This window comes from Williamsia sp. Y721 (genome assembly GCF_059683565.1).
Genome location: NZ_JCASNH010000003.1, coordinates 272,646 through 297,226, shown reverse-complemented (window position 1 = coordinate 297,226; position 24,581 = coordinate 272,646). Strand labels below are relative to the sequence as shown.

General features: G+C 62.4%; 25 protein-coding genes. 10 read left to right on the top strand and 15 right to left on the bottom strand.

Annotation, left to right across the window (positions count from 1 at the left end; genetic code table 11):
• Positions 1-52: 52 nt before the first annotated feature.
• On the bottom strand, positions 53-703 hold the full coding sequence (locus AC56PL_RS16060) for a TetR family transcriptional regulator (RefSeq protein WP_495516359.1): 651 nt from the start codon (positions 701-703) through the stop codon (positions 53-55).
• 58 nt (positions 704-761) lie between these two features.
• Here AC56PL_RS16060 and AC56PL_RS16055 point away from each other — a divergent pair, with 58 nt between their 5' ends.
• Together AC56PL_RS16055 and AC56PL_RS16050 are read left to right on the top strand one after the other, a co-directional pair.
• Complete coding sequence (locus AC56PL_RS16055) at positions 762-1,145, top strand: VOC family protein (RefSeq protein ID WP_495516358.1); 384 nt, start codon at positions 762-764, stop codon at positions 1,143-1,145.
• Between the two features lie 32 nt (positions 1,146-1,177).
• Positions 1,178-1,972 carry an alpha/beta fold hydrolase gene (locus tag AC56PL_RS16050; protein ID WP_497154478.1) on the top strand — a complete coding sequence of 265 codons (795 nt, stop codon included), beginning with the start codon at positions 1,178-1,180 and terminating at the stop codon, positions 1,970-1,972.
• Positions 1,973-1,987: 15 nt separating this feature from the next.
• Here AC56PL_RS16050 and AC56PL_RS16045 read toward each other — a convergent pair whose 3' ends face one another.
• Entirely contained in the window at positions 1,988-2,788 is an 801-nt protein-coding gene (locus AC56PL_RS16045; protein ID WP_495516356.1) for an alpha/beta fold hydrolase, read from the bottom strand.
• 342 nt (positions 2,789-3,130) lie between these two features.
• Between AC56PL_RS16045 and AC56PL_RS16040 the strand changes: the two genes are divergently transcribed.
• The 4 genes from AC56PL_RS16040 (at position 3,131) to AC56PL_RS16025 (ending at position 7,552) form a co-directional block, all read left to right on the top strand.
• Complete coding sequence (locus AC56PL_RS16040) at positions 3,131-4,732, top strand: hypothetical protein (protein WP_497154477.1); 1,602 nt, start codon at positions 3,131-3,133, stop codon at positions 4,730-4,732.
• 226 nt (positions 4,733-4,958) lie between these two features.
• Positions 4,959-5,372 carry an ABC transporter permease gene (locus tag AC56PL_RS16035; RefSeq protein ID WP_495516354.1) on the top strand — a complete coding sequence of 138 codons (414 nt, stop codon included), beginning with the start codon at positions 4,959-4,961 and terminating at the stop codon, positions 5,370-5,372.
• Positions 5,373-5,586: 214 nt separating this feature from the next.
• A complete protein-coding gene (locus AC56PL_RS16030) occupies positions 5,587-5,802 on the top strand; it encodes a hypothetical protein (RefSeq protein ID WP_497154476.1) in 216 nt (71 codons plus the stop codon).
• 4 nt (positions 5,803-5,806) lie between these two features.
• Positions 5,807-7,552: a flavin-containing monooxygenase gene (locus tag AC56PL_RS16025; protein WP_497154475.1), complete on the top strand. Its 1,746-nt coding sequence runs from the start codon at positions 5,807-5,809 to the stop codon at positions 7,550-7,552.
• A gap of 157 nt (positions 7,553-7,709) precedes the next feature.
• On the opposite strand, the gene AC56PL_RS16020 is transcribed toward AC56PL_RS16025, so the two are convergent.
• The 4 genes from AC56PL_RS16020 to AC56PL_RS16005 all read right to left on the bottom strand — a co-directional run bounded on the left by AC56PL_RS16020 (position 7,710) and on the right by AC56PL_RS16005 (position 10,551).
• Positions 7,710-7,904: a hypothetical protein gene (locus tag AC56PL_RS16020; protein ID WP_495516352.1), complete on the bottom strand. Its 195-nt coding sequence runs from the start codon at positions 7,902-7,904 to the stop codon at positions 7,710-7,712.
• A gap of 100 nt (positions 7,905-8,004) precedes the next feature.
• A complete protein-coding gene (locus AC56PL_RS16015; RefSeq protein ID WP_497154474.1) occupies positions 8,005-9,246 on the bottom strand; it encodes a low temperature requirement protein A in 1,242 nt (413 codons plus the stop codon).
• Positions 9,247-9,441: 195 nt separating this feature from the next.
• The gene (locus tag AC56PL_RS16010; protein ID WP_495516350.1) at positions 9,442-9,966 is read right to left on the bottom strand and encodes a YceI family protein; all 525 of its coding nucleotides are present in this window, start codon (positions 9,964-9,966) and stop codon (positions 9,442-9,444) included.
• A gap of 156 nt (positions 9,967-10,122) precedes the next feature.
• The gene (locus AC56PL_RS16005; protein ID WP_495516349.1) at positions 10,123-10,551 is read right to left on the bottom strand and encodes a hypothetical protein; all 429 of its coding nucleotides are present in this window, start codon (positions 10,549-10,551) and stop codon (positions 10,123-10,125) included.
• Between the two features lie 210 nt (positions 10,552-10,761).
• Here AC56PL_RS16005 and AC56PL_RS16000 point away from each other — a divergent pair, with 210 nt between their 5' ends.
• Together AC56PL_RS16000 and AC56PL_RS15995 are read left to right on the top strand one after the other, a co-directional pair.
• Positions 10,762-11,133, top strand: coding sequence for a YciI family protein (locus AC56PL_RS16000; protein ID WP_495516348.1), 372 nt, complete (start codon positions 10,762-10,764; stop codon positions 11,131-11,133).
• Positions 11,130-12,404: an RNA polymerase sigma factor gene (locus tag AC56PL_RS15995; protein WP_497154473.1), complete on the top strand. Its 1,275-nt coding sequence runs from the start codon at positions 11,130-11,132 to the stop codon at positions 12,402-12,404. The genes AC56PL_RS16000 and AC56PL_RS15995 overlap by 4 nt, the downstream gene beginning before the upstream one ends.
• Here the strand turns inward: AC56PL_RS15995 and AC56PL_RS15990 are convergent.
• From AC56PL_RS15990 to map, 4 genes are all read right to left on the bottom strand, one after another.
• Positions 12,375-12,746: a DUF2255 family protein gene (locus AC56PL_RS15990; RefSeq protein ID WP_497154472.1), complete on the bottom strand. Its 372-nt coding sequence runs from the start codon at positions 12,744-12,746 to the stop codon at positions 12,375-12,377. The two genes, AC56PL_RS15995 and AC56PL_RS15990, sit on opposite strands and share 30 nt — an antisense overlap.
• 47 nt (positions 12,747-12,793) lie before the next feature.
• A complete protein-coding gene (locus AC56PL_RS15985) occupies positions 12,794-13,636 on the bottom strand; it encodes an SDR family oxidoreductase (protein ID WP_497154471.1) in 843 nt (280 codons plus the stop codon).
• Between the two features lie 34 nt (positions 13,637-13,670).
• Entirely contained in the window at positions 13,671-14,429 is a 759-nt protein-coding gene (locus tag AC56PL_RS15980; RefSeq protein ID WP_495516344.1) for a carboxymuconolactone decarboxylase family protein, read from the bottom strand.
• A gap of 309 nt (positions 14,430-14,738) precedes the next feature.
• On the bottom strand, positions 14,739-15,512 hold the full coding sequence (gene map, locus AC56PL_RS15975; RefSeq protein ID WP_497154470.1) for a type I methionyl aminopeptidase: 774 nt from the start codon (positions 15,510-15,512) through the stop codon (positions 14,739-14,741).
• Positions 15,513-15,607: 95 nt separating this feature from the next.
• Between map and AC56PL_RS15970 the strand changes: the two genes are divergently transcribed.
• Entirely contained in the window at positions 15,608-15,874 is a 267-nt protein-coding gene (locus tag AC56PL_RS15970) for a helix-turn-helix domain-containing protein (RefSeq protein ID WP_495516342.1), read from the top strand.
• A 63-nt stretch (positions 15,875-15,937) separates the two neighbouring features.
• On the opposite strand, the gene AC56PL_RS15965 is transcribed toward AC56PL_RS15970, so the two are convergent.
• Positions 15,938-18,667 (bottom strand): cation-translocating P-type ATPase, encoded by a 2,730-nt coding sequence (locus tag AC56PL_RS15965; protein ID WP_497154469.1) that lies wholly within the window; start codon positions 18,665-18,667, stop codon positions 15,938-15,940.
• 288 nt (positions 18,668-18,955) lie between these two features.
• On the opposite strand from AC56PL_RS15965, the gene AC56PL_RS15960 reads away from it, so the two are divergent.
• A complete protein-coding gene (locus tag AC56PL_RS15960) occupies positions 18,956-19,468 on the top strand; it encodes a nitroreductase/quinone reductase family protein (RefSeq protein WP_495516340.1) in 513 nt (170 codons plus the stop codon).
• A gap of 195 nt (positions 19,469-19,663) precedes the next feature.
• Here the strand turns inward: AC56PL_RS15960 and acpM are convergent, their stop codons facing one another.
• The 4 genes from acpM to adhP form a co-directional block, all read right to left on the bottom strand.
• The gene (gene acpM, locus AC56PL_RS15955) at positions 19,664-19,960 is read right to left on the bottom strand and encodes a meromycolate extension acyl carrier protein AcpM (RefSeq protein WP_495516339.1); all 297 of its coding nucleotides are present in this window, start codon (positions 19,958-19,960) and stop codon (positions 19,664-19,666) included.
• A 45-nt stretch (positions 19,961-20,005) separates the two neighbouring features.
• Positions 20,006-20,818, bottom strand: coding sequence for a hypothetical protein (locus tag AC56PL_RS15950; RefSeq protein WP_497154468.1), 813 nt, complete (start codon positions 20,816-20,818; stop codon positions 20,006-20,008).
• Between the two features lie 92 nt (positions 20,819-20,910).
• A complete protein-coding gene (locus AC56PL_RS15945; RefSeq protein WP_497154467.1) occupies positions 20,911-23,403 on the bottom strand; it encodes an ATP-dependent Clp protease ATP-binding subunit in 2,493 nt (830 codons plus the stop codon).
• A 70-nt stretch (positions 23,404-23,473) separates the two neighbouring features.
• Entirely contained in the window at positions 23,474-24,502 is a 1,029-nt protein-coding gene (gene adhP / locus AC56PL_RS15940) for an alcohol dehydrogenase AdhP (protein ID WP_495516336.1), read from the bottom strand.
• Between the last annotated feature and the right edge of the window lie 79 nt (positions 24,503-24,581).

Below are 24,581 nucleotides of genomic sequence, written 5' to 3'. Positions count from 1 at the left end.
TCGATGCGCCCGATCGCGAGTGGATCTGGGTGTTCACACGAATCCCCAGGTCTCACGTCTGGCCGACCAGGGCCGCGACAAGCAACGAGGTGGTGGTGCGCTGCCAGTGTTCCGGCGCCCAGCCGAGGGTGTTCGTGGCGACGAAGTAGTTCTCGACGCTGGCGATCAGGAAGGCGAGGTCGGCGGCGTCCTCGACGCTGAGCCCGCTGCGGAGCGCATCGCGATCGGCCAGCAGATCGGCCAGCGCGCGGTACGCGGTGCGGCGCTGTTCCTCATTGACCTCCCACTGCACCGCGAGGTCAGGATCGCTGCCGACGGTGCCGCGGACGACGGAGAGCAGCGGAGCTACCCGCTGCAAGATCTCACGGCCGCCGGCCATCCAGAGCTCGACGATTCGGACCGGGTCGGATTCGGCCATCACCTCTTGGAACCATGGGCGGTCGAGTAGCGGTACCGGATCGTCGTCGCCGACCGCTGCGATGTCGAGTGCCTCCTTGAGTAGCGTCGCCTTGTTTCCGAAATGGAAGTAGACCGTCTGCGTCGCGACGGCCGCGCGTGTCGCGACCTGGTCGAGAGTGGTTGAGCCGTAGCCCTTGTCGAGGAACAAGTCTGCCGCTGCCGTGATGATCCTCCGCCTGGTCAGGCGTGTCTTCTCGGCGCGGCTGACAGTCGGTGGCGGTTCGTTGTTGACGGAATTGATCATTTGTTAGAGACTACTCTAGTGACTCGCTAGAGTTCACTCCAATGAAATGGAGGAGACCATGCCCGACCTTGCCGCGATCCACCACGTGAAGATCCCCGTCAGCGACGTGCACGCCAGCATCGACTGGTACCTACGGGTGCTCGGGATGGAGGTGGAGATCGAGTTCACCGAAGAGGGCGAGCTGCGCGGCGTCGCTCTCAAAACCTCCGATGGCACGACCCCGATAGCCCTCCGGCACAACCCCGAACGCGCCGCTGCCTTGTCTGGTTTCGACCTCGTCGCGCTTCGTGTCCCGACCCGGGAGGGCGTCCACGACTGGGCCGAACACCTGGCCGCAATCGACCAGCAGCACGGCGGCATCGTCACCGGCCACCACGGCGGCGCAGTCCTCGTCGGACTGCACGACCCCGACGGCATCGAGATCCGTCTCTACGCCGATTGACCCGAACCGCACACCGAGAAAAGGAGAACACCATGAAATATCACGATTCCGGAGGAACCGGCGAGCCGCTGGTTCTCATCCATGCGGCCCTGTTCGCAGACTGGTTCGTCCCACTCGAAAGCGGGCCTGCGGCAGCCGACCTACGCCGGATCCGCGTGACCCGCACGGGATATGCCGACCCTGCACCCCCTGAACCGATGTCGGTGGCCGACCACGCCGACGAGTGCGCGGATCTGCTGCGCCGCCTGGGAATTGAGCGGGCCCGCGTGCTCGCGCACTCTTCCGGCTGCGTGGTCGCACTGCAGCTGGCGCTCGACCACCCCGAGCTGGTCGGCGAGCTCGTTCTTGTCGAACCACCCCTGATCGATCCGCTTCTGCCGCCGGAGGACCGGGCGGCCGTCGCCGCCGCAATCGGGCCAGCCCTGGGTGCAGCGATGGGCGCCGCCGCCCAGGGCGACCTGCCCACTGCCTTCGACACCTTCCTGACGGCACTGTGCGGACCGGAGCATCGGACCGTAATCGCGACCGCGCTGGGCCAAGCCGGCGCCGAACGCGCCGAACGCGACTGCGGTTACTGCTTCACCGGCGAGGTGTCCGCACTCGCCGAGTGGAACTTCGACGAAGAGCTGGCACGCCGGATCACCCAGCCGGTCCAGCTCGTCGCCGGTGGCGAGAGCCCGGTCTTCACGCATCGGCTGGTGGACTACCTGGCTGCGATATTGCCCGACGCCCGAACCACTGTCATCCCCGGGCACAACCACTTACTCCCCCTCACTGCCCCAGCCCTTCTGGCCGACCTGGTCCGGAACCCGGTCGTCACTGCCTGATCGCAGTCGCCGTCGTCATCGCCGGTCCGGTACACCGAGGGCGAAGCTGCGTAGTGCTTCGTTGAACTGGTGCGGGGCTTCCAAGTTGCAGAGATGCCCAGTCCCTCGGAGCACGACCAGCTCGGAGCCGGCGATTGCGCCGTGGAGCGCCTCCGCGACGGACAGCGGGGCCCGCACGTCGTGATCGCCGTACACCAGGAGTGTCGGAATCTTGATGCTGGGAAGCACGTCTCGCAGATCCACGGCGCAGGCTCGTGCCATGGCTCGCAATCCGATCGGGTGAACCGCCAGAAGGCTCGCACCGAACCTGTCGACCACGTCCCACGGGGTCGAACCGCTGAACATCGTCGGGAGCAGTGTGTCGACCACTTCCTCCGGGGAGAGGTCGGCCAACGTCAGTGCCTGCTGTAGCCGCTGGTCGGCCACCTCAGAAGGCAACGACCCGCGCCAGCCCGCGTAGGCCGATATCAACATCAGAGAAGCTGCGATGTCCGGGTGACGCCGATTGAACTCCAACGCCAGTGCTCCTCCGAAGGAGATCCCGGCGACGTGTGGGTGCTCGAATCCGAGCTTCTTGATGAACCCCGCCAGGTAGTCGGCGTACTCGCCCATACCGGTGTTCGGAGGTGGATCAGAAGAAGATCCGGCGCCGGGTGCATCCCACGCCACCACCGTGAAGTCGTCAGCGAGCTCGTCGAGTTGCGGCCGCCACGTTCGCGGGCCGTCGCCGACACCCCCGTGGACGAGGACGAGCGGGGGTCCGTGACCGCCCCGTTCATAAGCGATCTGGAGTCCCTCGACCTCAACCATGTCCATGGCTCGCCCTCCCGCGACGCAAACACTCAATACCCAGATTGCTCCGATTGAGGAGGAGGGGCAAGGGTTGCGGCACCGGCGCGTCCAGTCTGTGCAATGTTCGCGTCTTGCGCGGCACCATTGGACCGAAATCGGAGTCTCCCAGATATTCAGGGAGTGGGTCACTACGATTCTGGCGAACAGCGTTCGGACAGAGTGTTGTTGAGTCGGGGGGCACACGTGAAGGTCAATCGGGCTACGGCCGCACTGGTAGCGGGAACTCTGCTGGCCACAACCGCTCTGATCGCGGCGCACACACCCGTCGCCTATTCTGCACCGTCGCATCAGCGCACCGAATCAATCGTGCAAACCTCATCCCCGATCACCTCGGTGGTCGAGTCAGTTGTTCGCGTCAAAATTCCGCTTCCGCGTTCGGTCGGCGCACATCCAGCTGCCTGCGATTGGCTTTCGTACCAACGGTATCGCGCCGCCGACGGTCCAACGGCCTCCGCGAACGCAGACAAGATCTTGATTGCTCAGCCCGGCGTTCTGGAGGGGGCGGCAGCGTTCGACAGCGTCGCGCGCAATACTGTCGCCGCCGCCGCGGCCGGCGGCCGGCATATCGAGTTCTGGGCTCTGGATCGGCGCTCGAATTGCTTAGAGGATCACACCGGAATCGACACAGCGGTCGCCAACCAAGACATCAATATCGCCATCGATTACTACTACGGTCAGGGCACCGTTGATGGACGGCGATTCGCGGGGTTCGTACCCGATTCCGATCTGGGGTGGCTCTCCCACATCGGAATCGAGCAGACCGTCATCGATCAGTACGACCTCATGAGCGCCGAACTGCCCGACCCGGCGTTTCGGCGAAACAGGGTGCTCTGTGGTGGTCATTCGCTTGGTGGCTCACTGACCGCCTATTTCGTCCAATGGGACTTCGATGGACAACCCGGTTACCAACAATGCTCCGGCTACTTCGCTCTCGACACCACGATCGATACGACGTTGCCGCTAGGGGACGTATCGACACTCAGCGCAATGCTCCCCCAAACTCCCCTCGGAATGGACGCTCTGGACGAACTGACCACCCGCGGACTGCTCCCACGGTCGGCGAACTTACCGGCACTCATCAACCCCGAGACCATGAACCTACTCGGGCTTGTCGGCGCTGCCACCAATATCGCTCCCGACAGTGAGACGCACTTCCTGAAGAGTGTGCGCAACAACAATATTGACAATTCTTTACGGCTTCTCTTTTCCCGTGACGCCGCGGGTCTGGCCACCGACACGACGCCACTCAGAGATATTCGCCTCACCAACGCCGCCCTCCTCGGCGGGCTGATGGACAACAACTCCCAGCCATTGGCCTTTCTGCAAACCTCCGTCGGCATGTTCGATGGCGGGTTACTGGCCGACAAGAACTTTCCTCTGTCGGACGACCTCAATATCGCGAATCGGCAAATTACTGCGGGAATGCTCGGCCCCGATCCCCTTGTCATACCTGCTGTCGCACAGGGCCCGCTCTACACGTGGCAGAACTTCAACGAGGTAACCAGCAGTGCGCATCTCGACCAACACGGGCGCCCCTACACCACCCCCGCCCATGAAGTCACCGACATCAACGACCTCGCTCGGAGTCTCGCGGAACACCCACTGGATTTCACTGAGCAGTACTTCCCGATGAAGCTGTTGATCGAGAGCGTCCTGGGACCCACGACACCCGCGATCACCAACCAGCTCCGCCACCCAGCCGGACTCACCGCCCGCCCGATCTTGAACCTCCTCGGTGGAAGTGGGATCACCGCCGGTGTGATGACCACCCCAGAAGATCTCCCCTACGGCAGGACGGTCATCGCCCCCGGTTACCACCATCTCGATGTCCTGACCGCCGCAGCCCTGCAAAACAACGGGACCGCGGACCCCATTTCGACCAACCTGGCCGAGTTCGCTGCCAAGTAGCTCAGCGAGAACGCGCACGACCCTCTGACCGTTTGGACGTATTCGCAAGGCGTGGGTCCATCGCGCCCTGAAGCGGGTAATACCGACCCGCATCGCTCCCGAAGGTAGCGCAAGTCGTAGATCTGATGCAGCGCCGGCTAACGACTGTCCCTGTAACGCAATCGGATTGCGCTCGTTTACAGATCCGAATGGCATGGAGTACGCAACGAAGCGTCTAAACTCCGGTGTGGCCGTATTGCGCGCAGTCTGGTGGTTGTTGGCATTCCTGGCAGCTGGAAATGCCGTGTGGGTCGGTAGTTGGCCGATGTCGAACCTCATTTCGTCGTCGTGTGACGCTGAAGGCTCGTTGCCTTTCGGCCGCGTCGCCGGTTCCACGTGGTGTGACGATTCGGTGGTGAACGTGCTGGGCGTGTGGCCTCCGCTGTGGCTCGGCCTGCTGATGGTGGCCCCGCCTGTGCTGGCAGCTCTGGTAATGCGACGGTGGGTGTCCTGGCTGGTCGTAGCCGTGCTCACCGGCCTGTCATTCGTTGGATTGGCAAACTGGTCGACATTCTGGGGCCAACTACTAATTGCCATCCCTTTCACGGTGATCGTGTTTATCGTCGCCTCAGTGCAACATATTTTGTCAGAGCCGTTGTAAGACAACGTGTGTCCCTGAGAGCATGAATTGCATCGGCTGAACCACAGCGTCCGGCCGGCGCGCACTACATCGATCAGTGCGTGCAGATCGGTGATCGTACCGCCAATAGCGGCCGATCCGCCGGCCGGAATTGAGATCCCCAACCTCATTCGACAGACGCCATACTTCTGGGTGTCGAACTGGACAGTAACTTTACTCTGGGTATAGTTAACGGGTGACCCGCATCACGGTCGAGGGTGTAGTGCCCCATGCCGGCATCGATCCCTCGTCGTCGCAGAATTCTCGAAAATTGGTGCAAGAAACCGTATCCCACGTGCCTCCGAGCTTCGGAGGGCCAGGCCTGATCCTGCCTGCGCAGGATGCAACGCGTTCCCAGGTGAAGCCAACCTGGGGAATTGATTTTGCTGACCGAGGAGTTCAAATTGCCTGAGCCGATGGACCTTGACAACATCCGGAAGCGTTACGCCGAGGAGCGAGCGCGACGGCTTCGCCCCGAGGGAACCGGTCAGTATCACTATGTCGAGGATTCGGTGGATCCGTGGGCGCAGCCGATCGACCGGGCTGCGGTGGACGATGAGGTCGATGTCGTGCTGATGGGTGCAGGTCTGTCTGGACTTGCACTGGGGGCGATGTTGCGAAAGGAGGGTGTGGATCGGATCCGCATGATCGATAACGCGGGCGACGTTGGCGGAACCTGGTATTGGAACCGATACCCGGCGGCACAATGCGATGTCCTGTCCTACATCTATCTGCCACTCCTGGAAGAGATGGGCTACATCCCGACCGAAAGATACGCCTATCAGCCGGAAATCCTCGAACACTGCCGGTCGATCGCCCGAAAGTACGACCTCTACCGTGACGCATACTTCCAGACCGAAGTCGTGGACGCGGTATGGGACGACGCGGACGGACGGTGGACGATCCACACCAATCGCGGAGACGTCATCAAGGCGCAATTCGTGATCTTGGCGGGAGGAGCGTTGCAGCGGCCCAAATTGCCAGACATTCCCGGTCTCGAAGACTTCCGCGGTGCATTGTTCCACTCGAGTCGCTGGGACTACGCCTACACCGGTGGACAGCCAGGGCCCACCGGTGGCGGACTTCCGGAGTTGGCGGACAAACGCGTCGGATTGATCGGCACGGGAGCTACTGGGCTGCAACTTGTATCGCCGTTGGCGGAGGCAGCACAGCACTTGTCCGTCTTTCAGCGAACACCAGTTGTCGTGCTTCCGCGGGACAACCGACCCACGGACCCGGACTGGGTCGCGAAACTGGAACCCGGTTGGCAAGACCGCCATATGTTTTCGTTCAACGAGCAGACCGTAGACGAGACCGCGGATGACCTCATCGACGACGCGTGGAGCCACACCGTGTTTCCGGTTATGGCGAGCCACAACCGGGGGATGTTCGGAGACAGCGAGGAACTCAAGCAGGCCGAGCTTGACGATCTGGCCGCGATGGAGGTCGCCCGCGCCCGGATCGCCGGCATCGTGAAGGACCCCGAGACGGCCGCCGCGCTGATGCCACACTTCCGGATGCTCTGCAAACGGACCTCGTTCCACGACAATTACCTGGAGCCTTTCAACAGGCCGAATGTCACCCTGGTCGACACCAAGGGCGCGGGTGTTGAAAGGGCGACGGCCACCGGAGTTGTTGCCGGCGGACGTGAATATCAACTCGACTGCTTGATCCTCGCCACCGGCTTCGACATCGGCCGCGGACTACTGAAAGCCTGGGGCGTTGATCCGGTCGGCGTGAACGGAATCCGCATGACCGAGTACTGGGGCAAGGGCGTCCGAACGTTCCACGGTATGCAGGTGCACGGCTTCCCGAATCTGTTCCTCCACGGACCCGGCCAGGTTGCTCCGGCTTACAATTGGACGAGCAGCGTGATCGAGATGGGTCGGCACATCGCGTATGTCATCGCCACGGCCAGGGCCAGAAATGCGCAGCGCGTGGACGCCACGGTAGCCGCTGAGGAGTACTGGCTTGATGTACTCGGCCAGACGCCCCCGGCAGCCGTCGAATACCGGAGAGACTGTACCCCTGGCTATTTCAACAATGAGGGCAACGTCCGATCAGGTGCGTCCCCAAACTTTGGCCGAGGCGCCAATGCGTACTACAGCATTCTGCAGAAGTGGCGCGCAGACGATCTCCTCACCGGACTCGAATTGATGTGACGGTTGCGTTCAGGCTGTCTGCACGGGCGGCTGGACACGGAAGCTCACGATGCCAATACCTGAGCCACAATCGCGGGCAATCACCCGTGGATAACACTGCTGCATCCATCAGCAAATGCCGTTGGATGCAGCAGTGTGATTCCTATGCGTCAGCGGTTCATTCGCGCGACTTGGTTCCGTCGGTCTGATCGAAGAATCGCCAGTCTCCATCCACGTCGACCTCCATGCGGAACCCCAACTGGCCCGATGGAACCTCACGATTCTTGAACCATTCGTAGGCGTCTTCAGCGTTGTTGAACTCGACCTCGTCGATGACGTCCTCGTCAGGATTGAGCACTCGATATTTCGCCATGTCTGCCCCTTTTCGACTCGCGTTCCCGTGACTCTCCCGGGTCGTTCCTCGGATACCCGCGACGTCCCGGGGCTACACATCTCGAGGTTTGAGCGATTCGTCAGGTCTCGGTCGTCTCGACTGGACTTCTGCGCCGCCGGACAATACCGGTGACCACCGCAAGGATTGCGCCGACCGCGAGAACGATCGCCGATGCGAATGGAAGTGCGTTGTCGACGAGTCCCACGATGAGCACGACAGGAATTGCCAGTGCCGGCCACGGGATGAACATGCGCCAGTTGCCCGAACTCCACCCGAGGATGGCGCACACCCCGACGATGAACAACGCCAGCCCACCGCACAGGACCCAACGTCCGGCAGCAGTGAGTTCACCGACCGGATGCAGGACATATTGCTCGATGCCGACACCAAGCAGGGCCGCACCCAACGTGATTGGCAGGTGTCCGTAGATGTAGCCATCGGCGCGGCCACTGCCGACAGCGCTGTCGTCATCCTGTATCTCGGTCTTCGCCTCCGCACCACCGATATCGAAGTACATCCACCAGACAGCTGCGGCAATGGTGAACCCCAACGCGGCCACCAACAAGGACGACCAGGCCCAATGGGTCTCATGCATCCCCAGCACGATGGCCGAGATGGACTCGCCGAGAACCAGAATCACAAAGAGGCCGAAGCGCTCCGGTAGATGTTCGAGGTGCAACGGCACGTCCGGGCCCCACCGGGTGGCCGCGAATGGTGCCATGGCCTCTATCGCGATACCGACCGCCCACAAGATGTAGGTGGTTGGCGAAGGAGTGAACAGCGAGACCGTCCAGATGACCGCACTGATGACTGTCGCCGCGAAATACAGATTGATCGTGACCCGCACTTCGCTGATGTGCCGCCACGCGCGTAGGTACAGAACGGCGAGGATCACGCGGGTCGCGATGTAGCCGACGCCAAACGCCACGGTCCCGTCACCCCCGACGGCGGTGGACGCGCTGGCCGCCATCACCGCAATCGCAAAGGTGGCAGCCAGTTTCAGCACGCGATACACGATGTCGTTGGTGTCGAACCGGTTTGCGTACAGCGTGGTGGTCACCCACGACCACCACGTGACCACGAACAGACCGGCAAAGACGGCCACACCGTGCCACCCGAGATCATCCTTCAGTGCCAGCGCCAGCTGATGGATGACCAACACATACGCAAGGTCGAAAAAGAGCTCGAGCCTCGTTGCCGCACGGTCGTCTTCGGTTCGCATTCGCGGCGGTTCTATCAGCGGAGTGCGCTGATCGCCACCACTGGCGTCGCCGGCGTTCTCCGATTGGTCGCCCGAAAGCCTCGGTTTCCGCTCACCCATGTGTGAGTTGTCCTTACTGTCGGCCCGACGATGCGCATTGAGCCAGAAGCGGCACAATCACTCCCCACGTCGGTACCCCGTGCCGAGAAGACGCAAACCGTGCAGCTCCGCCAAGTGGTACTGCTAGGTGCCGGTACTCTGCGTTGCCGTCTACCGGTACTCAGAAAAGGTCTCCTCCGAGAAGGTGCCTGGTGCTCAGAGTTTGACGAAGGAGGCCTCAATCACCAGGTGAGTGGCCAGGCGTGAGCCCTTCTTCGTGTAGGTCAGTCCCCAATCGCTACGGTCGAGGCGCACTTGGGCGGCGACTGTCGCGCTGTCATCCACCGCGACCACATGAGCCGGGACGGTCAACGGACGTGTTTGACCGTGGACGGTCAGATCGCCGATGACATCAACCTGTCCCCCATCGCCGGGCCGCACCTGCGTAGCGACGAAGGTGATGGTGGGATATGTCCGGACGTCGAAGAAGTCCGCAGAGCGCAAATGCTCGTCCCGTTGCCGGTTCTTGGAGTTCACAGAGGTGGCATCGACCACCAGCGTTCCGGTCACGTTCCCATCGTCGCCGACCGTTCCGGTGCCTTCGACGGAATCAAACGTGCCCGTGACCGTGAACAGCCACAAACCCTTGGCGCGGAAGGTTATCGAGGTGCTAGCGGGGTCCAAGGTCCACGACCCGGCAAATGCGCGCAAGTCCGGGACGGAGTCGATCGGCGATGTCATTGGCAACCTCCGGTAGATGGCGATCCGTTGTCGACGAAATATCCAGTCGAGCAGCCTGATCGGAAGTGTCACCGATCGTGACCCACCGGGCAACCGAAATCCGAGATCCTGGGTACCCGACAGCCCTTGGCCGCATCGAGTACCCAGGATCCGGGTTCAGATGCGGGTCATATTCGAGATGTATCCACCCCCTCCTGGGTAGACCCATTCGCCGGTGACGGTGTTGCCATCGGCGTCGAAGGTACCTCGGAAATAGGCCGGACTGCCTTTGGCGCCGCCCCAGATGGTGAGTACGTCGCCGGTCAGTTCATAGACGTAGTCGAGGGTGTTGCCGAGCGAGTCGTAGTACCGCGACACGACGTCGGTGCCGGTCGGTTCGCCGAATGGGCGCAGGTTGCCGATCACTTCGATGCCGGTGACCGGTTCGCCGAACTGGAGGAGATCGACGTGCTGAAGCAGAAAGAATCGGCCGGGCATCCACTCGTAGCGAACCGTGCCTTCGGCGCCGCCGCTGACCTTCCAGTTTCCGACCAGGCGGTCCAGGTTCTGGAGTTCGGGGCTCGGCTGTGGTTGGGTTTCGTTCATTTCATTCCTCCTATGTGGGTTGTTCACTGCTACCTCGGAGCTGCGATCCGAACTTCGACATCAGGACATGAGATCTGAATCACACGCTCTGGATGGTCGAGAACCGGAGGTCGGCTCCGAGGTAGCAGAGACGACTCGCAGCGGAGATCGACGTCAGACCACCCGAACCCGATTAACGTGACAAATTCCCAACTATTTGGAGGATGCATCGTGAAATACCTGTTGCTCGGCTACACCCCGGCCACGGCTTGGGATGCCGCGACTGCCGAAACCCCTTCGGAGGAAGCGCTGTCCGCGTTTGCGACCTATCAACGCCTCGAAGAGGAGTTGATCGCCTCTGGTGAGTTCGTCAGCAGCGAAGGCCTCGGTCATCCGGCGGTCAGCACCACTGTTCGGAAGACTGCCGACGGTGTGGTGGCGACCGACGGCCCGTTCGCCGAGTTGAAGGAGGTGCTGGCCAGCTTTGCCGTGATCGATGTGGCCGGCCATGAACGCGCCGTCGAGATCGTCGCGCGCATCGTCGAGGCGCTCGGCGAGCCCATCGAGATCCGGCCGGTGATGGGCGAGGACTTCACCGCGTGAACCCCGAAACCGAGGACCTGCTGCGTGCCGAGGCTCCACAGGTTCTCGGTGCACTGGTGCGCCGTTTCGGGCGCTTCGACATCGCCGAAGACGCGGTGCAGGAGGCGTTGCTGGCCGCGAGCCAGACCTGGCCGACCCAGGGCGTACCGGAAAACCCACGTAGCTGGCTCATCCGGATCGGCTATCGGCGGATGGTCGACCTGCTGCGTTCCGAGGGGGCTCGCCGTCGCCGCGAGCTGGAGGTCGGTGCCGCGGAACTGGCCATGCAGCACCACACTCGGGCGGCGCAGACCACGCCGGCCGACGACAGTCTCACCCTGCTGCTGCTCTGCTGCCATCCCGCACTCGGTCACACTTCGCAGGTCGCGCTCACCTTACGGGCGGTCGGTGGATTGAGCACCGCCGAGATCGCGCACGCCTACGGGGTCACCGAGGCCACCATGGGCACGCGGATCAGTCGCGCCAAACAGCAACTGTCCCGAGCGGGAGCCCGCTTCATCCCACCCACCGACGCCGACCTCGAGCGCCGGATGACCGCAGTCATGCAGGTGCTCTACCTGATCTTCAACGAGGGCTACACCGCCACGGCAGGCACCGAACTCGCCCGCGTCGACCTGACCCACGAGGCCATCCGCCTGACCCGAACCCTGCACACCACTGTTTCCGAGGACGCCGAAGTGGCCGGCCTGCTGGCGCTGATGCTGCTCACCGAATCCCGCCGCACCACGCGCACGGTCGCCGGCGAACTGATTCCCCTCGACGGGCAGGACCGCACCCGATGGAACCGCATGCTGATCGACGAGGGCACCGCACTTCTCGACAGTGTCTGGGACCGCGGCCATACCGGGCCCTACCAACTCCAGGCCGCGATCGCCGCGACACACGCCGCAAGCGCGACCCCGGACCAGACCGACTGGCCCCAGATCGCGATGCTGTATCTGTGGCTCGAGAGGCTCACCCCGACACCACCGGTCCAACTCAGCCGCGTGGTCGCCGTCGCCCACGCATACGGTCCGGAGCGCGGCCTGGCACTCCTGGACGATCTCAACCGACATCATCACCTGGACCAGAATCCACTCACCCGCCAACGTGAACCCGCTGTCCGCGCACATCTCCTCCAACAAACCGGCCAGACCACCGCAGCCGCCGCACTTTTCCACCGGGCAGCCGACCTGACGGGCAATCAGGTCGAGCAGCGCTACCTACGCGACAAAGCCATGCTGCCTGGGCCGGTCTGCGATTCAGACCGGGTGAACCTGGAGCGTCGCTGACCGCGGCCCTTCTTCTTCGAGGTGATCCACGATCGAAGCGTATTGACCGTACTTGGCGCGGTATGCGGCATCGACCCGCGCGAGATCCTTGTCGTCGGCTTCGGTGAAGATCACGTCAAAGGTGTTCTGCCGCGCCATTATCTGCCCGTTATGTGCGGTGATCGCGGCGCGGAACCAGGCCGCGGTGCGCCCGTTGGTTGAACGAATGAACACGTCGGTACCGTCGCGCACTATCCAGATGGTCGTCGGTCGGCGCGGGCGACCATCCGGCCGGTAGGTAACGACCTGTACCTCGTCCGGTGCGCCGACGACGGCGGCGTCCTCGATATTCCATGTTTTCATCGGTGTTCCTTCGTTGGGTTCGGCATGACAACCGCTGTCAGGCGGGCTCATTCACCAGGCGGAAAGTCGGTCGACGCGGCAACATCGGCTTGTGCCTCGTAGTCGGCGATACGTTTGCGAAGGGTGTCCACCGTGATCGCAAGTGCCTGCGATCCAAGCAAAAGCCGCAACGGTGCCGGCTCGATGTCGACGCTGTCGATGATGCGAGCGGCCATACGAGCAGGGTCGCCCGGTGCGAGGCCATTGGCGGGGTCGAGCATCTTCAGGAAGCCGTGCGCCGGGTTGTCGTCATAGACCGACATCAGGGTGGCGACTTTGGCACTGCCGTAGCGGAACTCGGTCCGGGCACCGCCTGGTTCGACGATTGTGGTCCCGATGCCGAAAGGGGCGATCTCCTGCGCCACTGATTCGACGAAGCCCTCGATCCCAAATTTCGTGGCGTGGTACATGGAGTTGCCGGGGAATGCGACCTGTCCTCCGTACGAGGACATCTGGATGATGCGCCCACTTCCCTGCGCACGAAAGTGCGGCAGTGCCGAGCGGATGAACGCGATCGATCCGGTGAGATTTGTCGCGATCAGACGGTCGATCTCTGCGTCACTGAGTTCCTCGGCGGCACCGAAGAGACCATACCCAGCGTTGCTGATGATGACGTCGACCCGACCGGCCGTCGAGAAGCTGCGATCGACGACCTCGTGAACGGCCGGAATGTCGGTGACATCGAGCACTTCGGCGACGAACGTCTGAGGGTATTGCGCAACGAGGTCGTCGACCTTGCTGGTGTCGCGGACGGTCCCGATGACCCGATCACCGGCAGCGAGGAGCTGTTCGGTCAGTTCGCGGCCGAAGCCGCTGTTGACTCCGGTGATGAGCCAGGTGCGCTGAGCCATGGCCGGTCCTTTCATCCTCGCCCATGTGCGGCGACTAGTTGTCCTGCGTGACCTCATCGACGATGCGAAGACCGTTGAGTGTTCGGGGATAGCCGATGAAGGGTAGGAGTTGGGTCAGGACATCGATCAGAGTTTGGCGATCGTTGCCGACATTGAGATTCGCGGCAACATGACCTTGGACCTGCGGGTCACAACCACCGAGCGCGACAAGCATCGTGAACGTAAGTAATTCTCGGGTGGGCACATCGACTCCGGTGCGTGTGTAGTGATCGCCGAAGCAGTTGGCGGACAGCAGTCTCTGGATATGCGCCTGATCCTTGGGTGCGTTCGCGTACATGCGCTCGACGGCGTCGGCCCCGACGATCTCCTTTTGCACTGCCAAGCCCTTCGCCATGCGATTGTCCGGCGAGGTTGTGGACTGGCCCGGCAGCGGCAACTCCACACCGCGTTCGGTCAGCACCTCGTTGGTGGCGTGAAGGAAGTCGAACACCTTGGCCATACCCACATACGGCACTGCTTGATACACGATTTCCTTGACCTCGACCGGTGTCACTCCCACGGTCAGCGCCGCTCCGAGCATCACTCGGTATTCGCGCAGCGCCTGGCCCGCGATCATCGAGGCCAGCTGAACCATCAGTCGGGTCCGGATGTCGAGGCGACTGTCTTGGAGTACCTCGTCGAAAGCGAAGTTGTCGAAGTACTCGATCAACTCCGGATCGGTCTGCGCCAGTGTCGACACATGCCCTGGAAAGAGCTCATCGTGATTCTTCTGCGCTCGCGCGTTCGCAGGCATCTCCAACACTCCTCACCGTGACCACACGTTGACCTCGACAGAGGCCGATGATTCGAATGTAGGTCGGCTGCCTCGGCTGCGGGAGGGTCTATCAGTACCCCGTTCAGGAGTCGGACGCGATATCTGGACAAAAGCGGCGCCGGTGACCTCCGACCGGCCGACGACAAATGCGACAACGGATCGATCATGCTGCCCGGCGTCTACCGGTCACCGTCCGAGGAGCCCGTCCCCGAGGTGCCCACCTGTCGGCAACCGCGGGATGCATTGCTGAAAACCACTCCCCCGCAATTTATCCGGGACTCATCGCGCTCACGAACGGTCCGGGGACGTCAGTACAAGCGGGGCGCCGGCGGTGATTGCGATCGTGTGTTCGCTGTGGGCGGTACGAGATCCGTCAGCGGATCGGATCGTCCACCCGTCCTCGTCGTAGATGATTTTGTCGGTGCTGCGGGCGAGCCAGGGTTCGAGCGCAAGGGTCAACCCTGGGCGCAGTTTGAGACCTCGTCCCGCGCGCCCGATGTTGGGCACGTGCGGGTCTTCGTGCATGGTGCGCCCCAGACCGTGGCCACCGAACTCGGTGTTGACCGGGTAGCCGTAGTCGGCGGCCACGGCACCGATTGCAGCCGAGATGTCGCCCAGGCGGTTGCCGGGCAACGCCGCCGCAATCCCCGCTGCCAGGGCACGTTCCGTGGCTTCGATGAGATGCTCGTCCTCAGGTCGCGGGACTCCGACGATCACACTGCGCGCGCTGTCGGCGACCCAACCATCGATCGACACCGCGATGTCCATGCTCAACAGGTCGGCGTCACGCAGTATGTAGTCATGCGGAAGACCGTGCAGCACTGCATCATTGACCGACAGGCAGATGACGTTGCGGAACGGGCCTCGCCCGAATGACGGCGCGTAGTCCCAATAGCACGACTGCGCACCGCGCTGCGAGATCAGGTCGCGGGCGCGGTGTTCGAGGTCGAGCAGGTTCACCCCCGGTTTCGCGCGGGCGGTGAGGTCGTCGAGCAAATCGGCGATGAATGCGCCGGTGACGCGCATCGCTTCGATCTCTCGAGGGGTCTTCAGTTCGAGCATTGGCTTCCTCTCCAACCGGCCAGATGTTCGGTATTTAAATACCAGCCTAGCTGTTTCGCCGGTATTTTCATACCGGCCTGGAGTAGGCTGGCGGAATGGTCCGTCTCCCGCTCACTCCTGCTCAACTCGCGACTGGTCAGCGCCTGGGTGCATATCTGCGTCAAGCCCGCGGTGATCGCACCCTCGCCGAAGTGGCGCAGGCCGCGGCGATCTCACCAGAGACGCTCCGCAAGATCGAGACCGGCCGGATGCCGACGCCGGCATTCACAACCATTGCGGCCTTGGCCCGCGCCCTCGACCTGCCGCTCGATGACCTTGCGGACATCTGCGTTGCCCCGGCTGACCTCCGAAAAAGTGGCTGACGCGAAACCGCGCAGGCGTGCCTGGGCGCGCTGATCCGTAGTTGAGCGGAGATCGTTCGACCATCAAGCTGCCGGCCGCCGATCTATCGGCCAGACCCTCCGCACCACGGCTTTTCGGACCTCTTCGATCCACAGCACGGATGAGGCGACCGCAATTGCGAAGAACCACTGGGAGCCGGTCAGGAAAGTGGTGTCGAAGAGATCTTGAAGGGCGCCGACGTTGATGACCGCGATATGCAAGACGATGATCGCCACGAGGGACAACCAGATCGTGTGGTTGGTGAATGTCTGCAGCGAGAACACGGAGACCCGATCCGAGCGCACATTCAGAAGGTTGAAGACCTGATAGAAGACGAACGTCGTGAACCCCAGTGTCGTATCAACCAGAGGATCATCGGCAGTTTCCGGGAAGATCTCATCGGCCCCGGCGATGACGAGAATCGTGCCCGTCGCCATGACAATTCCCAGGGCAAGAATCCGAAGTAGTCTGTTGCGGTTGAGGAGTCGTTCGCTCGGGGAACGCGGCTTCTGTCGCATCGTGTCGGGTTCGGTCGGGTCGACGCCGAGCGCAAGCGCAGGCGGACCGTCCATGATGATGTTGACCCAGAGGATCTGGATCGCCGTGAACGGTGTCCCACCGGCGATACCGGCCACTCCCGCGGTGAGGAAGATCAACACAAAGCCCCACGCAGTGGTGAGCTGGAACTTCACGAACTTGATGATGTTCGCGTAGATCCCACGCCCTTCCTGCACCGCCGCAATGATTGTTGCGAAGTTGTCGTCGGTCAGAATCATCTTCGCCGCGCCCTTGGAAACGTCGGTGCCGGTGATACCCATGGCGATACCGATATCGGCTTGTTTGAGGGCGGGTGCGTCGTTGACGCCGTCACCGGTCATGGCCACCACTTCGCCGGCCTCTTGCAAAGCCCGGACGTAGCGAATCTTGTGCTCGGGTGCCACACGAGCAAGAACGCCGTATCTCGCTGCGCGCTCGCGTAGTTCGGCGTCGTCGATCGTGTCGAGATCAGTTCCCGACACGGCCTCACCGACGATCCCGAGATCACCGGCAATCGTCGATGCCGTCGTGAGGTGATCACCGGTGATCATGTGCACAGCAATGCCGGCCCCCCGCGCCGTCTCGATGGCTTCGCGGGCTTCGGGACGCGGCGGGTCGAGGATGCCGACCACGGCGTACACGGTCAAACCGTCGACCGCGTCGAACAATCCTTCTGCATCCTCGGGAAGGCGCTCGAGCGTCTTGCCGGCAATCATGAGGGTACGCAGACCGTCTCGTGCCAGCTCATCGACAATCGCCGCCAATGCCGTCCGGTCTTCATCGGTGAGCACCCGATCACCATCGATGTCGCGCACCTGGCTCGCGCGTGCCAGCAACGGTCCCGGCGCGCCTTTTGCGTAACAGCGAACCCCAGGGGTGTCGTCGGGACGATCCTGGTGCACATGGAACGTCGCCATGAACTTGTAGTCGGAATCGAACGGGACCTCGGCCACGCGCGGATAGCTCCGGTGGGCACCAACAACGTCCACGCCGCCCTTCTCGGCAAGCACCACAAGTGCGCCTTCGGTGGGATCGCCGACCAGCACACCCTCGGAAACACTGGCGTCGTTGCACAATGACATCGCCAGGAACGCACGGCGGAAATCGGGAAGAGCTCGCTCGCCGTCGGTCAGGATCTTGCCCTCGGTGGTGTAGCCCGAGCCCGTCACCCGAAAGGTTTGACCGGCGGCCTCGAAGCGACGCACCGTCATCTCGTTGAGAGTCAGCGTGCCGGTCTTGTCCGTGGCGATCTGCGTTGTACTGCCCAGTGTCTCGACGGCAGCCAACTGTTTGATGATGGCACCACGCTTGGCGAGCCGGGAGGCCCCCATCGCCAGTGTGAAGGCGACGACCGCGGTCAGACCCTCCGGAATCGTTGCCACCGCGAGAGATACGGCCGTCAGCAACATGTCTGACCACGATTCACCTCGAATGAGCCCGAGTACGAACACGATCAGGACCACAACAATTGCAACGACAGTAAGCAGCGTGGCCAGCTGATCGATACGGCGCTGCAAGGGGGTCTTGTCGGCACCGGCGGAATGCAGCAGCGCTGCAATGGTTCCGAACTGTGTGTTCATCCCGGTGCCGGCCACAACCATGGTAGCTCGTCCGCGGGTGACCTCGGTGTTCATGAACAGCATGTTGGTCCGGTCCCCGATGGGCAGATCGGGATCGTCAAGCACCGCAGTGCTCTTGTCCACCGGGTGCGATTCCCCGGTCAACGCCGACTCGGCGACCTGCAATCGGGCGGCCTCGACCACCCGACCGTCGGCGGGTATGACGTCGCCGGCCTCCAGCAGCACCACATCGCCCGGCACGATCTCGGTGCGGGGCACGTTCTGCACACGCCCGTCGCGTCGAACCCGTGAGACCGCCACGGACAAATCCCGGAGGGCCTGCAGGTTGCCTTCTGCCCTGGTCTCCTGAACGTAATTGAGCACCGTGTTCAGACTGATCACCGCAAGGATGACAACGGGCGTCTCCCATTCGTGAGTGACGGCAGCGCTGACCGCCGCGGCGATGATCAGCACCACCGTCATCTTGTCGGCGAGCAATCGGGCAATTCTGCGCCAGGTCGGGATGCGGGCGGCTTCATCCAGGCTGTTCTCGCCATGGTCCGCAAGGCGCCGACGCTGGTCCTCACTCGACAGACCCTGCTCGATATCGACGTCGAGATCCTCGACAATTTTCGCCACGCTCGCAGTATGCGTAACGCTCTGTACCTGCTCGGACATTCAGCGCTCCTCACCGGGCTCATCAGAGGTTGCCCAAGAGACCTTTGGCGCACAAGCTGATCCGCGCAAAAGTCGGAACAGACCGATCCAGACGAGACCACACTGCTCCGGCCACTCGCCCCAAGCGGTTCGCACTCGGGCCCATCACCGACGTGGGTCGAACCGGGAAGTCGATCGACCGTGCGGCAATTTCGAGATTATCTCAGCCGAACGCCGCTCACATACGGGTTGACGGGCGAGGGTGAAAGTGAGTTCATGTTGTGACGACCAGCTTTTGGGGAGGCGCTGATGACCGAGGACAGCCGGAGGCAGGCACGTAGCAGTGGACCGTGGTGGTATGCCCCGAAGAGGTGGATGTATCGGGGTGGTCGCCCACATGCGCTGGCCCGAGCGATGAACTCGCTGTCGGCGTGGATGTACGCCCGAGGCTGGTTGACGATGGGGCGTGCGGCCACGCTGGTGGTTCGCGGCCGACGCAGCGGCAAACCCGTATCGGTGCCGGTGGTGGTCACCGATTCTGGGGATTCGCGCTATCTGGTGTCGATGTTGGGAGATGACGCGAACTGGGTGCGCAATGTGCGCGCGGCTGATGGCGAGGCGACGCTCGGTACGGAGCCGGTGCGCCTCATCGAAATCCCCGTCGATGAACGAGCGCCGATTCTGCAGCGCTATTTGCAGGTGGCGCCCGGAGCCCGGCCCCACATCCCGGTCACCCGCACCGCATCGCTATCCGAATTTCGCAGTGTCGCAGGGTCTTATCCCGTATTCCGGATCGAGCAACACTTCAACGGCCCCGTCTGACTGTCCGCGCCCCTGCACGGAAGGCAGCACAATCGACAATGCATCAACTACGTCGGAATCGCCGGCAGAATTCCCTGCGCGATAACCGCGCACAGGATCAAATCAGCCAATGTTTCGAATTGGCTCAACACTTGGCGAGATGCAGATCGAGCTATTCGTATGCCCGAATTGATCGGGCGAAACCGTTGGAAACAATCAGTCTTGTTCCTGGATTCGTGCCCGGATAGCCGCCGCAGTGTCGGCGTTCTCTGATTCGAGTTTCTGGATATAGGCGACCGCATCGCCGACAGTGCGCAAAGCGGAGAGGTCTTCGTCGGGGATCTTGACGCCATACTTGTCTTCGGTTTGCACGGCGATTTCCACCATCGACAACGAGTCGATGTCGAGGTCGTCGACGAACGATTTCTCGATGGTGATCTCCTCTGGCTCAATACCGGTGACCTCTTCGATGATCTCGGCTATGCCGGCGATCAATTCTTGTTCAGTAGCCATGAGCGGATGTCCTCTTCTCGGAGTTGGGTTGCAGCTGTCGGATATTCAACGGGTTGAAGGTCGGCTCACGTCTGCGGCGACACCGCTGTTCCCGGCGCGGGTCGGGTACCGCGGTGTCGTGCCCGGGCGCCTTCGCAGTTCGAGTTCTGGATAGGAAGGATCGAACACCTCGAAGTGTTCTTCGATGGCTGCGGTGAGGAGCTTCCAGACCTGGTGCGCCGTCGGTTTGCGGTCGTCCCAACCCGATCCGTAAACCTCGACACCGTCCTCGAGGCCGAGTTCACTCGGCGGCATGACCGTGTGCGATTCGGCGCATCCATCGACATGGAGGCCGGGGCAACGATGGATGATGTAGGTTCCCCGGTGGTCCCAGCCCAACGCGGCCGAGTGGTCGGGAAAGCCGTTCCATCGCGACTGGGAGAAAACGAGTATCCGCTGCCCCGTGGTCATCTGAACATATTCGCGCGAGGTCGTGTCCGCGCGTCCCAGCGAAGCCGGGAACGCAAGCTCGATACCGTGCGCGGCCATACGTTCAAAACTCGGGATGTCATCGCCGTCGACGACGAACCGCTCCCCGGCGAGATCGGCGACATCGACCCAAACCTGGTGTGCCAGCCGTGTGACGTCGCGCTGCTGATCAGGATCGGGTGCCGGCTCGATAGACATGGCCCGAATCGACGATTTCGAGATACCCATTGCGGTCGCGATCTTCCGGTCGCTGAGCCCTTCGGCCCGCATCAACGCAATTGCCGCCGCAACCACCTGACGTTGCGCCAAATCAGCGACTGAAGCCCGCGTGCGAGCGGCGTCCACCGCTGCCACGGCGACGTCGATGCGGTAGTTGTGCGGGGAAGTCACCGCACGAGTGTGGCACGTTCATCTGCCAGGTGTCCAGAGAATTGGACACTTGACAACTGCTCCGGTCAGCCGATCCCCGCGCGGCCGCGTCGTCACACCGAGTGTTTCGACGACTCCTTCTCGGTACTGACCTCGGCGCTCTCGTCACCCTCTGCGGCATCGCCCGCATCGAAAGTGATCTTCAGGGTGTCGTCGGCTACATCGACGTTGACGGTGTCGCCCGGAACGAGCGCACCGTCGAGCAGGTAGCGCGACAGTTTATTGTCGAGTTCTCGCTGCACCGTCCGGCGCAGTGGTCGCGCACCGAACTCCGGCTGATACCCGGTGCGCGCCAACCAGTCCTGGGCTGCGGTACTGACCGAAAGCTCGATGTCCTGTGCACGAAGTCGGCGGCGGGTGCTGTCGAGTGTCAGCTCTACGATGGCGCGCAGCTGCTCCTCGTCGAGGCGCGTGAAGGTCACGATCTCATCGATGCGATTGAGGAACTCCGGACGGAAGTGCGAATGCAGACGTTCCATCAACTGCACGGCGATCGTGTCGGCGTCGGGTGTGTTGAGGATCAGATCCGATCCCATGTTGCTGGTGAGGATCACGATCGTGTTCTTGAAATCGACTGTGCGCCCCTGTGCGTCGGTGACGCGACCATCATCGAGTAGCTGCAGCAGCACATTGAAGACGTCCGCGTGCGCCTTCTCGACCTCGTCAAAGAGAATCACCGAATACGGCTGCCTTCGCACCTTGTCGGTCAGCTGGCCGGCTTCTTCGTATCCGACGTAGCCGGGAGGTGCGCCGACCAGACGCGAGACCGTGTGCTTTTCCTGGAACTCGCTCATGTCGAACCGAATCAGCCGGTCCTCATCACCAAACACGGCCTCTGCCAGAGCTTTCGCGAGTTCTGTCTTGCCGACGCCGGTGGGCCCCAGGAAGAGGAACGAACCGATCGGGCGACTGGGATCGGCGAGCCCCGCCCGGGCCCGTCGTACCGCCTCGGCGACAACAGTGACCGCCTTGTCCTGGCCGATGACGCGGGAATGCAGCACGCCCTCGAGCGCGAGGAGCTTTGTGCGCTCCTCGGTTGTCAGTTCGGCGACAGGCACGCCCGTTTGCCGGGAGACGACTTCGGCGATGTCCACAACGGTGACATCTTGGGTGCGTCCGTCGGAGGACTCATCGACGGCGCCCTTCTGCGCCGCGATCTCGGCCTTCAATTCCGCAGCGCGGTCGTAGTTTTCCGCCGCAACGGCGGAGTCCTTCTCGCGTTCGAGACGGGCCAATTCTTCTTCTACCGCGCGGGCGTCGGTGTCAGGTGTCTTGGTACGCAACCGCACACGCGCCCCGGCCTGGTCGATCAAATCGATTGCCTTGTCTGGCATGAACCGATCGGTGATGTAGCGGTCGGAGAGTTCGGCCGCAGCAATGAGCGCTTCGTCGGTGTAGTGGACCTGGTGGTGAGCTTCGTAGGTGTCGGCAAGGCCTCGAAGAATCTCGATGGTGTCATCGACCGACGGCTCCGACACCAGGATCGGTTGAAAGCGACGCTCGAGGGCGGCGTCCTTTTCGATGTACTTGCGGTACTCGTCAATGGTGGTGGCACCGATGGTGTGGAGTTCGCCACGGGCCAAGGCCGGCTTGAGGAGATTGCCCGCGTCCATTGAACCTTCGCCGCTCGAGCCCGCACCGACGATGGTGTGTAGCTCATCGATGAAGATGACGAGTTCATCCGAATGAGCCCGGATCTCATCGAGGATCTTGGTCAGCCGTTCTTCGAACTCGCCCCGATACTTGCTTCCCGCCACGACCTGGCCGATATCGAGGGCGATCACCCGACGGTCCGCGAGAGTGGATGGCACGTCGCCGTTGACGATTCGCTGCGCCAATCCTTCGACAATCGCAGTTTTGCCGACACCCGGATCGCCGATGAGGACCGGGTTGTTCTTGCGTCGCCGGGAAAGGATCTCCACCGTTTGTTCGATCTCGTCCGCACGACCCACCACCGGATCGATGTTCCCCGCACGCGCCTCGGCGGTCAGGTCGCGACCGTATTCCTCCAGCGTGGGCGTTTCACTGTTGCCACCGGCACTCGAACTTGGCTGCACTCCATCAGCTTTCAGATTGCCTGCCAACGCCTGTGCGGCAGGTGTCTCGGCACTCGACGCGATCCCCAGCAGAATGTGCTCAGGCCCGACGTAGCTGGCACCGGCCTGGTAGGCCTGCTGTTGAGCGGTCCGGAGCGCGAGCTTTGTGGCGGGACTGAGTGGGAGGTCGCCGCTGTGCGGCTCGGAGGGAGCCGCGGTGATGCGCTCATACATCTGCGTGGCCAGCTCGTCGGGATCAACCCCCAACTCTCGCAGGATGTTCTGTGAGGTCTCGACCTGCGCTGCGGCGTAGAGCAGGTGTTCCGGTGTGAGCTCACCACTGTTCCACTGCTTTGCGGCTTCGCGAGCCGTTGCCACCAGCAGTTTGGCCTCGTCGTTGAGCAGCCGTCCCAAGTCGACGCGCTGAACCTGCGGACGGGGTCGTTCAGTACCGAAGAACCGGTTGAACATATCGTCGAAGGGACTTTGGTCCATCCAGGGGTTGGTCATCAGCCGTACCTTTCTCTCTCCGGTTCGCCGGCAGCCTCACCATTCGACGACAGTGCCGCGCCAACGCGGTTCAGGTGAGATCGAGAACAATTCGTCCATCGATATCGCCGTCGGTCATGGCAGTGAAGATGTCGTTTATTTCAGGTAACTCGCGCACCGTGTATGTGGGTTCGATCAGTCCCCGTGCGAAGAAGTCGAGCGCTTCCGCCATATCCTTTCGAGTACCGACGATCGACCCTCGCACGGTGAGACCGAAGAGCACTGTGGTGAAGATGTCGAGCGGAAACGCTTCCGGCGGCAAACCGACCAGGGACACGGTGCCGCCGCGACGAAGACCCGCCACAGCCTGAGGAAAGGCATGGGCGTTGACCGCGGTGACCAATGCGCCGTGCACGCCGCCATCGGTGGCCTCGATGATGACCGCCGCCGGATCGGAGACCTTCGCCGCATTGACGCCGATCTCAGCACCATGTTTTTTGGCCAGGTCGAGTTTGGAGTCATCGACATCGACCGCGATCACTCGCCGCCCCATGGCGCACGCGTACTGAACAGCGATATGCCCGAGTCCGCCGATGCCCGAGATCAACACCCAGTCTCCGGGCTTGGTATCGGTGACCTTGAGACCCTTGTAGACGGTGACGCCGGCACACAGGATGGGTCCCACGGCTTTCAGGTCGACGTTGTCCGGAATGATCGGGGCGTACCGGGAGTCGACGAGCATATGGGTTGCGAACGATCCGTCCACGCTGTATCCGCCATTGATCTGGTTGGGACACAGTGTTTCCCAGCCTGTCTCGCAGTATTCGCATTCGCCGCAGGCACTCCACAACCAGGCGTTGCCAACCGTGTCTCCGATGGCAAGTCGTGTCACGCTGTCACCTGTCGCGATGACCTTTCCAACACCTTCGTGGCCCGGAACAAATGGGACTTGCGGCTTGATCGGCCAATCCCCCCGCGCCGCATGCAGATCCGTGTGGCACACACCGGAGTAGTAGACCTCGACCAGGGCTTCGAACGGGCCGGGCGACGGGATCGGAGCTTCCTCGACGACAAGTGGATCGGTGAAACTCTGCACGACCGCGGCCTTCATCATGTCCATTGCTGCGCTGACCCCTTCTGTCCGAAGTTCGTGGTCTCTAACAGAGGGCGGCAACCGCCGATGATGCCACGAATCCCAG

Coding starts and splice junctions, on each gene's coding strand:
- acpM (WP_495516339.1), bottom strand. CDS start 19,960: ATGGCTACTGAACAAGAATTGATCGCCGGCATAGCCGAGATCATCGAA.
- AC56PL_RS15945 (WP_497154467.1), bottom strand. CDS start 23,403: ATGACCAACCCCTGGATGGACCAAAGTCCCTTCGACGATATGTTCAAC.
- AC56PL_RS16050 (WP_497154478.1), top strand. CDS start 1,178: ATGAAATATCACGATTCCGGAGGAACCGGCGAGCCGCTGGTTCTCATC.
- AC56PL_RS16060 (WP_495516359.1), bottom strand. CDS start 703: ATGATCAATTCCGTCAACAACGAACCGCCACCGACTGTCAGCCGCGCC.
- AC56PL_RS15965 (WP_497154469.1), bottom strand. CDS start 18,667: ATGTCCGAGCAGGTACAGAGCGTTACGCATACTGCGAGCGTGGCGAAA.
- AC56PL_RS15985 (WP_497154471.1), bottom strand. CDS start 13,636: ATGGCTCAGCGCACCTGGCTCATCACCGGAGTCAACAGCGGCTTCGGC.
- AC56PL_RS15970 (WP_495516342.1), top strand. CDS start 15,608: ATGGTCCGTCTCCCGCTCACTCCTGCTCAACTCGCGACTGGTCAGCGC.
- adhP (WP_495516336.1), bottom strand. CDS start 24,502: ATGGACATGATGAAGGCCGCGGTCGTGCAGAGTTTCACCGATCCACTT.
- AC56PL_RS16055 (WP_495516358.1), top strand. CDS start 762: ATGCCCGACCTTGCCGCGATCCACCACGTGAAGATCCCCGTCAGCGAC.
- AC56PL_RS15960 (WP_495516340.1), top strand. CDS start 18,956: ATGACCGAGGACAGCCGGAGGCAGGCACGTAGCAGTGGACCGTGGTGG.
- AC56PL_RS16010 (WP_495516350.1), bottom strand. CDS start 9,966: ATGACATCGCCGATCGACTCCGTCCCGGACTTGCGCGCATTTGCCGGG.
- AC56PL_RS16045 (WP_495516356.1), bottom strand. CDS start 2,788: ATGGACATGGTTGAGGTCGAGGGACTCCAGATCGCTTATGAACGGGGC.
- map (WP_497154470.1), bottom strand. CDS start 15,512: ATGCTCGAACTGAAGACCCCTCGAGAGATCGAAGCGATGCGCGTCACC.
- AC56PL_RS15990 (WP_497154472.1), bottom strand. CDS start 12,746: ATGAAAACATGGAATATCGAGGACGCCGCCGTCGTCGGCGCACCGGAC.
- AC56PL_RS16025 (WP_497154475.1), top strand. CDS start 5,807: ATGGACCTTGACAACATCCGGAAGCGTTACGCCGAGGAGCGAGCGCGA.
- AC56PL_RS16020 (WP_495516352.1), bottom strand. CDS start 7,904: ATGGCGAAATATCGAGTGCTCAATCCTGACGAGGACGTCATCGACGAG.
- AC56PL_RS16005 (WP_495516349.1), bottom strand. CDS start 10,551: ATGAACGAAACCCAACCACAGCCGAGCCCCGAACTCCAGAACCTGGAC.
- AC56PL_RS16015 (WP_497154474.1), bottom strand. CDS start 9,246: ATGGGTGAGCGGAAACCGAGGCTTTCGGGCGACCAATCGGAGAACGCC.
- AC56PL_RS15980 (WP_495516344.1), bottom strand. CDS start 14,429: ATGCCTGCGAACGCGCGAGCGCAGAAGAATCACGATGAGCTCTTTCCA.